Annotated in this window: 11 protein-coding genes; 4 read left to right on the top strand and 7 right to left on the bottom strand. The window is 41.8% G+C overall.

Annotation, left to right across the window (positions count from 1 at the left end; translation table 11 throughout):
• Positions 1–37 precede the first annotated feature (37 nt).
• On the bottom strand, positions 38–1,228 hold the full coding sequence (mnmA, locus tag F0361_RS10645; protein ID WP_154918604.1) for a tRNA 2-thiouridine(34) synthase MnmA: 1,191 nt from the start codon (positions 1,226–1,228) through the stop codon (positions 38–40).
• Between the two features lie 354 nt (positions 1,229–1,582).
• Here mnmA and F0361_RS10640 point away from each other — a divergent pair, with 354 nt between their 5' ends.
• Positions 1,583–3,604 (top strand): fasciclin domain-containing protein, encoded by a 2,022-nt coding sequence (locus F0361_RS10640; protein ID WP_154918603.1) that lies wholly within the window; start codon positions 1,583–1,585, stop codon positions 3,602–3,604.
• A 415-nt stretch (positions 3,605–4,019) separates the two neighbouring features.
• Here F0361_RS10640 and yidC read toward each other — a convergent pair whose 3' ends face one another.
• The 3 genes from yidC to F0361_RS10625 form a co-directional block, all read right to left on the bottom strand.
• Positions 4,020–5,873: a membrane protein insertase YidC gene (gene yidC, locus F0361_RS10635; RefSeq protein ID WP_154918602.1), complete on the bottom strand. Its 1,854-nt coding sequence runs from the start codon at positions 5,871–5,873 to the stop codon at positions 4,020–4,022.
• A gap of 66 nt (positions 5,874–5,939) precedes the next feature.
• Positions 5,940–7,577, bottom strand: a complete 1,638-nt coding sequence (locus F0361_RS10630) for a CTP synthase (RefSeq protein ID WP_154918601.1) — start codon at positions 7,575–7,577, stop codon at positions 5,940–5,942.
• 59 nt (positions 7,578–7,636) lie between these two features.
• Positions 7,637–7,870, bottom strand: coding sequence for a DUF3820 family protein (locus F0361_RS10625; protein WP_138259226.1), 234 nt, complete (start codon positions 7,868–7,870; stop codon positions 7,637–7,639).
• A gap of 50 nt (positions 7,871–7,920) precedes the next feature.
• Here F0361_RS10625 and F0361_RS10620 point away from each other — a divergent pair, with 50 nt between their 5' ends.
• A complete protein-coding gene (locus F0361_RS10620; protein WP_138259227.1) occupies positions 7,921–8,790 on the top strand; it encodes a hydroxypyruvate isomerase family protein in 870 nt (289 codons plus the stop codon).
• Positions 8,791–8,879: 89 nt separating this feature from the next.
• Here F0361_RS10620 and F0361_RS10615 read toward each other — a convergent pair whose 3' ends face one another.
• The 3 genes from F0361_RS10615 to guaA form a co-directional block, all read right to left on the bottom strand.
• Entirely contained in the window at positions 8,880–9,377 is a 498-nt protein-coding gene (locus F0361_RS10615) for a DUF922 domain-containing protein (protein ID WP_246160871.1), read from the bottom strand.
• A 96-nt stretch (positions 9,378–9,473) separates the two neighbouring features.
• On the bottom strand, positions 9,474–11,696 hold the full coding sequence (locus F0361_RS10610; protein ID WP_246160870.1) for a LysM peptidoglycan-binding domain-containing protein: 2,223 nt from the start codon (positions 11,694–11,696) through the stop codon (positions 9,474–9,476).
• Between the two features lie 2 nt (positions 11,697–11,698).
• Positions 11,699–13,231, bottom strand: a complete 1,533-nt coding sequence (gene guaA, locus F0361_RS10605; RefSeq protein WP_154918599.1) for a glutamine-hydrolyzing GMP synthase — start codon at positions 13,229–13,231, stop codon at positions 11,699–11,701.
• Between the two features lie 73 nt (positions 13,232–13,304).
• Between guaA and F0361_RS10600 the strand changes: the two genes are divergently transcribed.
• Positions 13,305–14,030 carry an SIMPL domain-containing protein gene (locus F0361_RS10600; RefSeq protein WP_154918598.1) on the top strand — a complete coding sequence of 242 codons (726 nt, stop codon included), beginning with the start codon at positions 13,305–13,307 and terminating at the stop codon, positions 14,028–14,030.
• Between the two features lie 389 nt (positions 14,031–14,419).
• Positions 14,420–14,962, top strand: coding sequence for a pyridoxamine 5'-phosphate oxidase family protein (locus F0361_RS10595; protein ID WP_154918597.1), 543 nt, complete (start codon positions 14,420–14,422; stop codon positions 14,960–14,962).
• Positions 14,963–14,965 lie beyond the last annotated feature (3 nt).

Below are 14,965 nucleotides of genomic sequence, written 5' to 3'. Positions count from 1 at the left end.
CCTTATTTACCAATTTAATGCTTGACGGAAAGTTCACCTACGAAATTACCCCAGAACCTACGAGCTCCTCACCAAGATACCAGGCAACGAACTGGCCTTCCGTGATGGCCGATTGTTTTTCCTCAAAATCGACATACATGCCACCTTCTAATTTATATAGAGTGGCTTCCTGAAGTTCTTGTCGATATCTTATCCGGGCCTTAACCTTAAGGCTTTCATCGGTATGCAAGGTTAGGTCCGGTCGGACCCAGTGAATTTCGGGTTCCTGCACGAACAAAGTTCTTCTATAGAGTCCAGGATGCGACTTTCCCTGCCCAGTGTAAATGATATTCTGTTCAACATCCGTTTCAATTACAAATAATGGCTCCTTTGTCCCTCCCACATTGAGACCCTTACGCTGTCCTTTGGTGAAATAGTGGGCCCCTTGGTGCTCTCCTACTATTTTTCCGTCTTCAAGCGAGTACTGAGGTTTTCTGGCAAAAAAGGCAAGTTCCGATACTTTGTCGTCAAAATTGGGAACTGTAAGCTCAAATTTATTTTCACTTGAAGGAACCTCAACAATTTTACCTTTTTTGGGTTTGAGTTGCTGTTGCAGGAATTCTGGCAATCGTACCTTACCAATAAAACAAAGACCTTGAGAATCCTTCTTATCGGCCGTAATCAAATGCATCTTTGCGGCAATCTGCCTGACTTCAGGTTTGGTCAATTCCCCAATGGGAAATAAGGTCTTGGACAGCTGTTCCTGTGAAAGTTGGCACAAAAAGTAAGACTGGTCCTTATTTGTATCCTTACCGGCCAACAACTGATAGGTTTCAGTTCCATCCGCATTTGTAATGGTCCCTTTTCTACAATAATGCCCGGTTGCAACAAAATCCGCACCTAGCTGCAAGGCGATCTTAAGAAAAACATCGAATTTTATTTCCCGGTTACACAGCACATCTGGGTTTGGCGTACGCCCCATTTCGTATTCACGGAACATGTAGTCCACGATGCGCTCCTTGTACTCAACGCTCAGGTCCACTGTTTGAAAGGGAATACCCAACTTTTCCGCAACGATAAGGGCATCATTGCTGTCCTCCAGCCAAGGGCACTCTTCAGAAATTGTTACGGAGTCGTCATGCCAATTCTTCATAAAGAGTCCAATGACATCGTAACCCTGTTCTTTTAAAAGATAGGCTGCCACACTGGAATCCACTCCGCCAGAAAGTCCAATTACAACTTTTTTCATGTTGACTACTTTGTCGCTACAAAAGTACAAAATTACGATACCGGTACATCAACAACTACATTTTTGAAAAGTTGGCCAATCCAAATTAATAATTGTCATCCAAAGCGGGATAACGATTTGTATTACAACTACCAATCTGAATCATCTTAAAAACAATCAATTATGTTAAAGTTTGATAAAATTTTCGATATGGAAATGGTCCTTGCTTTAATTAATATCAACAGATTTTATTACACTTCATCGATGAATGGCATATAAAAACCCATCCTCTCAGACCCTAAATTTTAACAAAGCTTTAAATACGAACATTTAATATTGTTTAACTTTATTTAAAATTACTTAAACAAAAATAATATGAAAACAATTACTACCTATTTTAAACCTATTCTGACACTATTGGTGTTGGCTTTTGCCTTTTCCTGTAGCGAGGACGAGAATGAAGAACCCATAGTTGTGGATTCAGCTACCATTGTTGACATTGCCCAAGATGAAGATGCTCTGACATCCCTCGTGAGCGCACTAACTACTGCAGATATTAATGAGGGAACCGATTTGGTTGGAACATTGAGCTCCGATGGCCCTTTTACCGTATTTGCTCCTACCAACGATGCCTTCGCAGCGCTGTTAGGGCAATTGGAGGGTTTTGATTCCTTGGAAGATTTTGATACGGATGAAGAACGTGCCCTACTTGCCAAAATTCTAACTTATCATGTGGTAGCAGGTACGGCCGCCGCCTCTACAGACTTGACAGATGGTATGATGGTCACGACCGTTCAAGGAGAGGAGCTTACCATTAGTTTGGAAGGTGGCGTTTTTATTGATGATGCTACTGACATGAATGCCCAAGTAATTATTCCTGATGTGACAGCTAGCAATGGAATCGTTCACGTTATTGATAAAGTATTGCTGCCCCAAGAAATTATCGATGCCTTGAATGCTGGCGAAATGGAAAATGAAACTGGTACCTTGGTAGATATTGTGGTGGATACCGAAGCACTTTCCATTTTGGAAGCTGCAGTAATCAAAGCCGATTTGGTCGCTACTTTAAGTTCTGATGGCCCCTTTACCGTTTTTGCACCTACGGATGATGCTTTCGTGGCTTTGTTGGAGCTTCTTGGGGACGACTACAATAGTTTGGATGACTTTGACACTATGGAAGAAATGGCCCTCTTAAAGGACATCTTGTTATACCATGTAATAGCTGCTGAGGTTAAGTCGACCGATTTAGCCCCCGGGGAAGTACCAACTGCCCTTCCAGATAACAGCATAGAGGTTATCGCTTCAGGGGATACCTTTGTAATTGGGGATGCTTCCGGTACGGACGCCAATATTACCGGGGTCGATATAATGGCATCCAATGGTGTTGCACATACGATTGATAAGGTATTACTGCCTCAAAGTGCTATTGATTTCGTAACCCAAATGCAATTAAAGTCCATAGTGGATATTGCTGTGGAAACAGACAATTTAAGCCTTTTGGTTGGGGCTCTAACCCAGGCGAATGCCGGTCTGGTGGAAACTTTGAACGGCGATGGTCCTTTTACCGTTTTTGCGCCAACAAACGAAGCTTTTGCCGCGTTGTTGGATACCTTAGGGGATGATTATAATGGTCTGTCCGATTTTGATACCGATGCCGAAAAGGATTTACTGGTAACCATTCTGACCTACCATGTCGTTGCCGGAACGGCTGCTTTTTCAACAGCATTGAGCGATGGACAGGAAATTGAGACATTTCAAGGAGAAAACGTGGCCATTAATATAAAGGATGGCACCGTTCACGTAGCCGATGCCACTGGAGAAAACGCGACGGTAACAATACCTGATGTTGAGGCAAGCAATGGCGTTGTACATATTATCAACAAAGTATTGTTACCACAGGCAGCTCTGGACGCGTTGGTACCTCCCGTACCCAATATTGTTGAAGCTGCCCAAGCTACAGAAAGCTTGAGTTCCCTAGTAGCTGCATTGATTCAGGCCGATGCTGGTTTGGTAGCTACCTTAAGTGGCGAAGGTCCATTTACGGTATTCGCACCAACAAACGAAGCATTTGCGGCCCTGTTGGATAGTCTGGGTGAAAACTTCAATAGCCTGGAAGATTTTGATACCGATGAGGAGAAGGCGCTGTTGGCCCAATTGCTTACCTACCATGTAGTTGCAGGAGCCGCAGTGGCCTCTACTGACCTATCCGACCATCAGGAGATTGTAACCGTACAAGGGGAATCCCTATTCGCTATTTTAAACCACGGTGTACAGATTAGGGATAAAACACACGTGGATGCCAACGTAACAATGCCAGATGTAATGACCAGCAACGGTATTGTACATATTATAGATAAAGTACTTTTGCCACAGGAAATTATTGATGCCCTACATTAATTTTTGAAACGTAACTTTGATAAAAAGCCTTCCTTATTCTAGGGAGGCTTTTCTTGTATGTTCTCAAACATCATATAAACAACATTTAGCATACAACTAAAGACCCTTTGCAACTAAGTTTTTTTTTATCTGTGAACAAGTCGCAATTTTACATTCCCAAATCTTACCAAACCAAACCTTAATCAATGGCAAAAGCCTCTACGAACTACGTAGAGGCTTTTCATTTTATAGTCTTAAACCCGGTATTTGCATTAGGGAACCTCGTGAAGGTGAAAAGCGCAAAAAAATAAAGTGGTTTGGAAATTTTAGCATAGCACCGCTATGGTGAAATTGAAAACGCAGCGCAGCGATTTATTTTGAAGCGATATTTAGCTGTAACAGCTTTTCTAATGTATAATCCGGGTTAAAAAAAGGGTTATTTCTTTTTCTGTGCTTCCGCTTGCTCCATCATTTCACGCATTTTACGCTGAAACTTGTTTTCCTTTTTAGGCTTCTTTTTATTCTCCTGTATCTGGGCATGGATCTTATCATTATCCAGAATGAAATTCTTGATAACGAGCATAATTCCAATGGTGATCAAGTTGGAAATAAAGTAATACAAACTAAGACCACTGGCATAGTTGTTAAAGAAGAACAACATCATAAAAGGCATCAAGTACATGATAAACTTCATGTTGGGCATCCCAGGTTGGGTGGGCATATTTTGTCCCGTGGTCATCATCATGTAAAAGAAGATGGCAATGGAGGCCAAAATTGGAAAAAGGCTCACATGGTCGCCATAGAATGGTATGGAGAAGCCTTCCGGAAATTGATAAATGGTATCAAAGGAGGAAAGGTCGTCCGCCCATAAAAACGACTTTTGGCGTAACGCAAAGGACGTGGGAAAAAACATAAATAGGGCATAGAAAATAGGCATCTGTAAAAATGCCGGTACACAACCGCTCATAGGACTAACACCTGCCTTACCATACAATTTCATGGTCTCCTGCTGCTTTTTCATGGCATTGTCCTTGTACTTTTCGTTCAATTCATTGATTTCCGGCCGTAGTACCTTCATTTTTGCCTGGGACAAATACGACTTATAGGTCACGGGAGACATGGCCAAACGCACCAGAATGGTCATGATGATGATGGCGATTCCATACGGGAAGTAGGTACTCAAAAATCCATAAAAAGGAGTAAAAACATATCTGTTTATCCATCCAAAAATTCCCCATCCAAAGGGTATGGAGTCTGCGAGGCCAGCCTCCTTGTATTGGGAAAGTACTTCCAAGTCCGTGGGACCATAATAGAGGTACAAATTTTTGGCAATTTCCCCTCCCTTAATTTCCAACGGGAGTTTGGATGCATAATTTTTGGTAAAGCCAAAGGTCCTACTTTCCTCCTCTACCAAATCTTGGGATTTCAACTCCCCTGTTTTAAAGGGTTCATCGGTACCTAAAATGGAGCTAAAGAAATGCTGTCTGTAGGAAATCCATTTGATGTCCTCCTCGGTTTCCTCATCATCGCCTCCGGCGGAAAGTTTACTTAATTTGCCATCCTCATGATGGTAGGTTAAACGGGTATATCTATTTTCATATTCGATACTCTTGGAATGCCGGATACCTTTCATCTTCCAATCCAGTGTAACAGGCTTGCTACTGTTGAGGATTCTGTCCAGCCTTTGGGTACGCACTGTGAAATCCACCAAATATTCACCGGGCTTCATTTCATATCGATATTCCAAAAACTGGTTGTTGGAGGTTTTGGCTTTCATGGAAAGCACTTGGTTGTCCCCAGATTTGGTCAATGTAGGTTCAAAGAATAGGTCCTTTGTATTCAAGACCCTGTTATCCGTGGTGGAAAAATCAATGGAATAGGCTGAGTTGCCATCCTTTACCAGATAAACGGGGACCGAATCATAGGTTACAAAATTTTTCATTTTTGCCTCTACCACATGACCTCCTTTGTTACTTATCTCCAAATAAAGCACATCATTCTCCAAGACCGTGGTTCCCCCTTTTGGCGTGGTAAATCCAAATGCACCTATTTGACTCTTGTAGCCTGCAACGGCTGTAGAATCATTTAGGTTTACGGCCGGCGTATCGTCGATTACAATATCCTCAGGAGATGACTCTTCCGCGGCCGCTGCATCCATTTGTTCCTGTTTCGCCTTCTGTGCCTCCAATTCTTCCGGGGTAGGTTTGTTTTGATAGAACATAAAAATCAAGATTCCAAAAATCAAGACAAACCCAATGATAGACTTTACATCTAATTTCTTCTCTTCCATTTAAGTATACTATGTGATAGTAAATGTTTGGTTCTCAAGGAGCAAATATATGCCCAAATACGTAGTTTATGCCATACTGGCATTAGTTTGTGACTTTTTGTGTACCAAGGCGGCCTTTACAAAACCAACGAACAACGGGTGCGGATTGGCCACGGTGCTCTTATATTCCGGGTGATATTGTACTCCAATAAACCAAGGGTGGTCCTTCAATTCTACGATTTCTACCAAATTAGTTTTGGAGTTGATTCCCGATGCAACCAAACCGGCGGCATCCAGATCCGCTTTATATTTATTGTTGAATTCGTATCTATGTCGATGTCTTTCGGATATTTCCGTGGCACCGCCATAGACCTCCTGTACCAAACTTCCTTCATTAAGGAGACAATCCCAGGCACCCAATCGCATGGTACCTCCTTTGTTGGTAATGGATTTTTGCTCCTCCATAAGACTGATTACCGGGTCCGGGGTATCCAAATTCATTTCGGTGGAACTTGCTTCCTTAAGTCCCAATACATTTCTTGCATATTCTATAACGGCCATTTGCATTCCCAAGCATATCCCCAGAAATGGGATTTCGTTGGTTCTGGCATAGTTAACGGCCTTTATTTTCCCTTCGATACCACGTTCCCCAAAACCCGGGGCTACCAAAATGCCATCCAATCCTTTCAGCTTGCTTTCCAGGTTACCGTCCGTAATGTATTCCGAATGTACGGAACGCACATTGACCTTTACCTCATTTTTGGCACCTGCATGTATAAAGGCCTCCAAAATTGATTTGTAGGAGTCCTGAAGTTCTACGTATTTACCCACCAAACCGATCGTTACTTCGTTCTTTGGGTTTTTATGCCGTTCCAAGAATTCCTTCCAATTGGTAAGATCGGGTTCATTGGTATCGGGTAAGGCCAATTTTTGAAGGGTTACGGTGTCCAATCCCTCCTCTTGCATCAGAATGGGGACATCGTAAATGGTGGACGCATCGATACTTTGAATGACCGCCTCCCTTTTTACATTGCAAAAGAGGGCCAATTTATCCTTTATATCATCGGAGATTTTATGTTCCGTCCTGCATACCAAAATATCGGCCTTTATACCACTTTCCATTAAGGTCTTTACGGAATGCTGGGTAGGTTTGGTCTTTAATTCACCTGCGGCGGATAAATAAGGTACCAAGGTCAAATGCACCACAATAGCATTATTGTCTCCCAATTCCCAAAGCAATTGACGCACGGCCTCTATGTAGGGCAGGGATTCGATATCCCCAACGGTTCCGCCAATTTCGGTTATGACAATGTCGTATTCACCACTGTTGCCCAATACCTGTACACGTTCCTTGATTTCATTGGTGATGTGGGGAACTACCTGAACGGTCTTTCCCAAAAACTCGCCTCTTCGTTCCTTATCGATGACACTTTGATAAATCCTGCCCGTGGTCACATTGTTCGCTTGGGAGGTACGGACGTTTAAAAAACGTTCATAGTGGCCAAGGTCCAAATCGGTTTCCGCACCATCATCGGTAACATAACATTCACCATGTTCGTAAGGGTTGAGTGTACCAGGGTCTACATTGATGTAGGGATCTAATTTTTGTATGGTAGTCTTGTAACCTCTTGACTGAAGTAATTTTGCCAAAGATGCGGCAATGATACCCTTTCCAAGGGATGAAGTAACGCCTCCCGTAACGAAGATGTATTTGGTTTGTGCCATTTTTCGATTTCTATGTTACGGGACACAAAGGTACAAATTGAGAACAGAACTAACCGACTTTACTTTGGAAAATGTTTTTGAATTCCCCGAATTAGGGATTCCAAATTATTTGTCTTTATTTCAAGCATAGAACGCAATAATTCACCCAATTTTCCATTTGGAAAACCCTTTTGCTGGAACCAGACCAAATAAGCCTCTGGCAAATCCACCAAATAGCGGCCCTTGTATTTTCCAAAAGGCATCCTGTAATGGGCCAATTCTATTAATTTTCGGTTATCGGGCTTTAATTCCATTTTTAAATCTAAAAAAATTATCTTTAGGAAATCAACAATTTAAAACCATTATGAAACGACGGGACTTTATAGGTACTTCTGCGGTGGCATCCGTAGGTTTTATGGCTTCCGCTAGTACAGGTACGGGCGCAAACCTTACTGAAAAACCATTTAAATTAAAGCATAATATCAACCATAGCGCTTGTTATTGGTGTTATGGTTCCATTCCCTTTGAAACCTTTTTGCAGGAACTGAATAAATTGGACATTAGGGCCATCGATTTGGTGGACGCGGAACAGTTTCCCCTGTTAAAAAAATATAACATACACGCCTCCATGTGTTGGGGAGCCGGTCTTGGTATTGAAAAAGGGTGGAACGACCCACAATATCATAAAGAACTCATTGAAGATTACAAAAGGGTCATTCCTTTGGTAGCCGAAGGAGGATATACCAACCTGATTTGTTTTAGTGGGAATAGAAACGGTATGAACGACATGGTGGGCCTACGCAATTGCGCCAAAGGGCTTAAGGAAATAATACCGATGGCCGAAGAGCACGGCGTTGTCATTCAGATGGAGCTTTTGAACAGTAAGGTAAACCATAAGGATTACATGTGCGATACCACCCAATGGGGGGTATCCCTTTGCGAGACCATTGGTTCGGACAACTTTAAATTATTGTACGATATCTACCACATGCAAATCATGGAGGGTGATATAATTAGGAACATACAGGACTACCATCAATATTACGGTCACTATCACACGGGTGGAAACCCTGGCAGGCACGAGATTGACGAAACACAGGAGATATTCTATCCAGCGGTCATGAAAGCTATTTTGGAAACCGGATATACCGGACATGTAGCGCAGGAGTTTGTGCCAAGTTGGGAAGATAAAATAGCCGCTTTGAAACAAGGTGTGACCATCTGCGACGTTTAATATCTTTGGATCATTACTTAAAATCCCTTTTCATAAAAAAGGGATTTTTTATTTGGACCGATTTGACAACCATTAAAAGCCCGTATACTTCAAGAACTACTTTCCCCTTTTAAAAGACTGTTTATTTGCTTTTGCCATAGTTTTTGTTTCTCGATATTTCGGGAAAAATCGGTTTCCAAATCGTAGCGCCGCTGGAATACATCCAACTCCTTTAAAATACGTTTGTAAAGCACGCGTACTTCCTGTTTGATGTTTTTTGTAAATTTTGTTTCGGACATTTCACGATCCATTTTTCTGGCAAATACTTCGGAAATATCAAAATGCAACTGTTCGTGGAGCAGGGTTATATCGTTGCAAATTTGGGGCCTGTACCAAGATTTGGTGGGATAAAAAAATGCCTGCACTTGGTAATCCACTTTCATCTCGCCCTTTTCATAAAAAGTGGAAAAACTGTAACTGATCCCGCTAGCCGTAGTGGCCGCTGCTTTGGCGCCTAAGGGAACATCCCCTTTAAAGTCCTTCCATTCCAATTTACCTTGGGGAGACCATGGAACCTCTTCCTGAGCCCTAATAAGGGAGCATGACATTGTAAAAAGTAGTATGAATACCGATATGCATCTCATCCTAATTACTGGGATTTGGCGATTTATCTTGGTAAAATGACTAAGAATTGAAATGGTTTTTTACTCCAATTCCTTGATATACATATTGTCATACCCCATGATGTAGGAAGCCTTGTTGAAATATCCAGAAGAGATATCCTTTTCATAGTCAAATTTACTTCCACTATATTGGGTCTCCCCTATGAATTTTGAAACACCCAACAAATCGTTCTTATATGCCAGTTTTAATAGGAGATCAAAGGTAACATCGAAACCTCGCACCGCGAATCTGTCCGGCACGACCCCGTATTTTGCCTTATATCTTCGCTCAAAGGCATCTGAAGGGGCTTCCCTGTAGACGGATGGATATGTAAATCGTAGATTGGACAAATGGGTACTTGAGATTACGTCGTTGTCAAAGGCATTGTTTTTATCGGTCGTAAACATGCGAACACGGATTTTTTTCGCCTTGGGGTCCTCCATCTCCAAAACGGAATTATGGAAGGAATTCAAAATAGAAACCACACTGGAAATCAGTTTAAAATTATCCGACTCCACAAAAACCCAGTTCTCTGTTTCATTGGACAATTGCTGTTCCAATTTATCACGGTTGATACCGATGTTTTCCTCCTCTTCCTTTACGGTGACCAATTTCGCCGATGGAAATTTGCTTAAAATAGAATCCTTTACAATCCTGTTTTTGGCATCTGCGATAATGATAATATTCTCGTCCTCCCGTTTATCCGATATAAATTTCAACAGGTGCTCCCGTAAGGTCTCCTCTGGCGTATAGGAGAAAAATACATTGCCTAGACTTATATCGCTTTTTGCGGGTACAGGTGCGATAACGGGCAAATTGTAACTGGCCGCCTGCGTTGAGGCCTCTTTTAGGGACAGAACATCCAAAGGCCCAAAAATGGCATTGTAGGACCCTAAATTTTCGCGCTGTAGAATTTCCTTGGTCCTTTGAAGGTCCAGCCGATTGTCAAAGGTCTTCACATCAACTGATACTCCTAGTGATTTTATGGAATCCAGCGCCACCAAAGCACCTGAATAGAGACCAAGACTGTATTTTAGACTATTCCTGTTTTGTATGGTCCACTCAACTGTTTCGGCATCGTTTAAATCCAATTTATCCAATCTAAATGGCAACAGGAACATGATTTTGGGCCTGTTTTCCACATTGATACTATCCAGAAGATTTATCTTATCCAATACAAGGGAGTTTCGTACCTCAAAATCGCCCACTTGGTTTTTGGGCAATTTGAGTACCATTCCGGCCTTTAGCCCATCCCTAAGTTCTGGGTTCAGCTGAATCAACTCTTCCCAGCTCATTCCAAACTTTCGGGTCAATCGAAATTCGTTCTGCTTGGGTTTAACTTCGTAAAAAATATAATTATCCGTATTAATTTCCCCTGGATCCAATCTTCTTTCTGGCAAACGGATTACCATACCTTCTTTAAGCCCTCCACGCTCCGTAATCTCGGGATTTAGGCGCACGACTTCATCGGATTTGACCCCAAATTCCTTTTCAAGCCTGTAAAAGTTCATTTTTGGTGGTACCGTGTAGGAAGTAAACAGTTGTGTCTCCTGATTCTCCACTGTGGAGCCGGCTATTCGAGGTAGCAACAGTTCGTAACCTTCCTGTAAGTAGTTGGATGTTTTGGACAGCGAGGGGTTCAGCACCAACATACTATCTATGGTAATTCCGTACTTATGGGCAATACTCCACCGTGTCTCCTTGGGCGCCACGATATATTTCTCAAAATCCCCGATATCAATAGTGTTTTGAGGTTCCGTTGGTTTTCTGTATTTGGGGATTCTTATCACCATTTTACGGTCCAATTGAGCAGCATACAATTGGGTGTTGTACTTTTTGATTTCCTCCTCGGCTACTCCATATTCCTTTGCAATACCATACAAAGTTTCTTTTTTCTTGACCTTATGTTCCACAAAACCTATGGGCTCCCTTTTGGCAACGGAATCGTTCATTATTCGATTGACCAGTTCCGCCACTTCCCCGTTTGCGACCTGGCCCTTTTCCTTTTGGTTTGACTTGGTATTGGTTACGGCACCGCTTGAACTGGGAATTACCAATATGGTATTGATGCTCAAGGACGCTCCGTTTTTAAGCTCTTTGTTATATTTTAGGATTTCTTCCTGTGAAACACCGTATTGTTTGGCTATACTGTATAAAGTTTCATTTTGCTTTACCGAATGGGTCGTAAATTTTTGGCCAAGGGCCTTACACCCCAAAAACGTGCAAAAGCAAACAGTTAGAAAAACCTTAATAAATCCTCTCATAATTATTCCCATTCAATGGTGGCCGGCGGTTTGGAGCTAATGTCGTATACGACTCTATTTATACCGGGCACTTTATTGATTATATCGTTTGAAGTTTTTTGCAAAAACTCGTACGGTAAATTTACCCAATCCGCGGTCATACCATCCGTACTTTCTACGGCTCTCAAAGCGACACACTTTTCATAGGTACGCTCATCGCCCATCACCCCTACACTATTTACGGGCAAAAGCATGGCTCCGGCCTGCCAAATCTGATCATAAAGACCCCAATCCTTCAAACCTTGTATAAAAATATGGTCTACTTCCTGTAATATGGCAACTTTTTCCCGAGTTATATCTCCCAAAATTCGTATTGCCAAACCGGGTCCTGGGAAGGGGTGCCTTCCTAATAGGTTTGGTTCCAATCCCATACTTTTACCAACTCTTCTCACTTCGTCCTTAAAAAGCATTTTTAGGGGCTCCACTACCTTAAGCTTCATAAAATCTGGGAGACCACCTACGTTATGGTGACTTTTTATAGTAGCCGATGGGCCTCCCGTTGCGGAAACCGATTCTATAACATCTGGATAAATAGTTCCTTGTGCCAACCACTTTGCATTTTCAACCTTATGTGCTTCGTCATCAAAAACTTCAATAAAAACCCTACCAATGGTCTTTCGTTTCTTTTCCGGGTCACTTTCCCCTTCCAACGCGTCCAAAAAGCGTGCCGAAGCATCCACTCCCTTAACATTCAGCCCCATATCCTTATACTGATGCAGTACATCATCAAATTCGTTCTTCCTAAGCAGGCCGTTATTTACAAAAATACAGTGCAAATTATCGCCTATGGCCTTGTTCAATAGAACGGCGGCCACGGAAGAATCTACCCCACCGGATAGTCCAAGGATTACTTTCTCATCACCGATCTTAGCCTTCAGTTCGGCCACCGTGGTTTCCACAAAAGCGGCAGGTGTCCAAGTTTGCGCTACTTTGGCTATGTGTACCAAAAAGTTTTCCAAAATCTGTTTTCCATCCGTTGAGTGATATACTTCTGGGTGAAATTGTATTCCGTAAGTATCCTCCCCTATAAACTTAAACGCAGCATTTTCAACATCGTGTGTACTGGCCAATAAAATTGATTTTTCAGGGAGATTTTTTATGGTATCTGCATGGCTCATCCACACCTGGCTACCTACCTCAATATGCCTTAAAAAGGGGTCCTGTTCGTACAATTTGGCCAACTTGGCCCTCCCGTATTCCCTGGTATTGGATTTTTCAACTTTACCGCCATTAAAATGTGCCAGATACTGGGCTCCGTAACAAACTCCCAAAAGTGGTTTCTTGCCCTTAATATTACTTAAATCAGGATGCGGAGCATCTTCTGCCCTAACGGAGTGTGGCGACCCGGAAAGGATAACGGCCTTGTACTCGGTTAAATCATCCGGCAGCTTATTGTACGGTTTTATTTCACAGAAAATATTCAATTCCCTAACCCGTCTAGCGATGAGTTGTGTGTATTGGGAACCAAAATCCAGTATAAGAACATTATTTTGCATGGGCAAAAATAGCAATTTGAAGTTTTTTGAAAACTATCTTTTGGTATATTTATCAGAATTAAAGACAATTGTTTTGAAACATATTTCAGCGATAATCTTTGCGGCCGCCATCGTAATTGCAGCTTTTTTCTTGGGCAATGCGTACGTAAAAAGGGCCAATCCGCCACAGATAATTTCGGTTACGGGGTTGGGCAATGAAAACTTTACATCAGATCTAATTGTCTGGGAAGGCCAGTTTTCGGCCAACAGTACGGATCTTAAATCGGCCTTTGACCAATTGAACAACGATAAAAGTATCGTACGGGACTATTTGACCTCCAAGGGCATCAAGGACGACCAGATTATTTTCAATAGCGTGCAAACCATTGAGCAAAGGGACAACAAATACGAAAACGGAAATTATATTGGCAGCATCTTTAGGGGGTACCAACTTATGCAGACCGTAAAAATAGAGTCACAAGATGTAAGTCTGATAGAAAGCGTCTCTAGGGAAATTACGGAACTTTTAAACAAAGGGGTTCAATTCAATTCCTATCCGCCAAGGTATTATTACACCAAGTTGGCCGACCTTAAAATAGAAATGATTTCCAAGGCCACCGAAGATGCCCGGTTGAGAGCCGAAAAAATTGCTGAAAATTCAGGTAGTGACTTAGGTGAATTGATTTCCGCTAAAATGGGCGTTTTTCAAATCACAGGTCAGAATTCCGGAGAGGATTATTCTTGGGGCGGGGCCTATAATACCGATTCAAAAAACAAAACGGCCTCCATTACCATGCGACTGGACTACAAGGTCAAGTAGTTTATTTATCAATTCAAATAAGCAGATACAATCAACTGGAAATAAAATAGTTGAATCAATTCCTACAAATTGAATTTCCCACTTAAAATAATTATGGAAAAACAAAAGCCCGGCCAATACCGGGCTTTCTCAACCAACCTAATTGGAATACAATATTGAAAAATTTCTCTTTCATAGCACTTTGTATTCCGCATTTTTAGTCGTCAAAAATTCACAAACCTTACATTTAAAAAAAGAAAAGCTCGGGAACCACCCCGAGCTTACTAATTAAAATCAAAAACCAACCTAAAAATGAATCATTAACTAAATCTTCTTTTTCATAGCAATTTGTATTTATAACAACCAAGGCATAAAAAACCCTACCCTGATTTTGTATTTTTATTAAAAAAATGATGGATTACTTTTGGAACGAACTTCAGGACGAACTTAAAAAGGGCGTTGAGGAAAAAGGACACCCCTTTAGATTTGGGACATTTGCAACCGTGGGCGTGGACAAATTGCCAAGATTGCGCACCATAGTTCTAAGGCACGTCTATGAAAACGGGCATCTTTGTTTTTATACTGATAAGCGTTCCAAAAAAGTCATCCATATTACGGAAAACCCGAACGTTAGCCTTCTTTTTTATCATCCCGAAAAACTTTTACAGGTAAAGATCGAGGGACTAGCTTCCGTAGTCACCGATGAAAACAAACTTCAGACCATGTGGAAGGACATCCCCGAGAGCAATAAAAAGGATTACACGACCGATACTGCACCGGGAAGCACCTTAAAAAATCCGGATAACTTGGAATACCTTACCGGAGACCATTTTTTCTCCATGATTGAAATTGAACCTTTTAGAATCGAATACTTAAAGTTAAAAAGACCTAACCATATTCGAATAGCCTATGCGAAGGAAGACAATTGGAAAGGTGAGTTCTTGGTTCCTTAGTGG

The organism is Maribacter flavus, assembly GCF_008386635.1.
Lineage (GTDB): Bacteria > Bacteroidota > Bacteroidia > Flavobacteriales > Flavobacteriaceae > Maribacter > Maribacter flavus.
This window is presented reverse-complemented; position numbering and strand designations above follow the sequence as displayed.

What these genes read in the sequence shown, in the direction of transcription:
- F0361_RS10610 (WP_246160870.1), bottom strand. Translation starts at nt 11,696, where the DNA reads ATGAGAGGATTTATTAAGGTTTTTCTAACTGTTTGCTTTTGCACGTTT.
- guaA (WP_154918599.1), bottom strand. Translation starts at nt 13,231, where the DNA reads ATGCAAAATAATGTTCTTATACTGGATTTTGGTTCCCAATACACACAA.
- F0361_RS10625 (WP_138259226.1), bottom strand. Translation starts at nt 7,870, where the DNA reads ATGGAATTAAAGCCCGATAACCGAAAATTAATAGAATTGGCCCATTAC.
- yidC (WP_154918602.1), bottom strand. Translation starts at nt 5,873, where the DNA reads ATGGAAGAGAAGAAATTAGATGTAAAGTCTATCATTGGGTTTGTCTTG.
- mnmA (WP_154918604.1), bottom strand. Translation starts at nt 1,228, where the DNA reads ATGAAAAAAGTTGTAATTGGACTTTCTGGCGGAGTGGATTCCAGTGTG.
- F0361_RS10630 (WP_154918601.1), bottom strand. Translation starts at nt 7,577, where the DNA reads ATGGCACAAACCAAATACATCTTCGTTACGGGAGGCGTTACTTCATCC.
- F0361_RS10620 (WP_138259227.1), top strand. Translation starts at nt 7,921, where the DNA reads ATGAAACGACGGGACTTTATAGGTACTTCTGCGGTGGCATCCGTAGGT.
- F0361_RS10595 (WP_154918597.1), top strand. Translation starts at nt 14,420, where the DNA reads ATGATGGATTACTTTTGGAACGAACTTCAGGACGAACTTAAAAAGGGC.
- F0361_RS10640 (WP_154918603.1), top strand. Translation starts at nt 1,583, where the DNA reads ATGAAAACAATTACTACCTATTTTAAACCTATTCTGACACTATTGGTG.
- F0361_RS10615 (WP_246160871.1), bottom strand. Translation starts at nt 9,377, where the DNA reads ATGTCATGCTCCCTTATTAGGGCTCAGGAAGAGGTTCCATGGTCTCCC.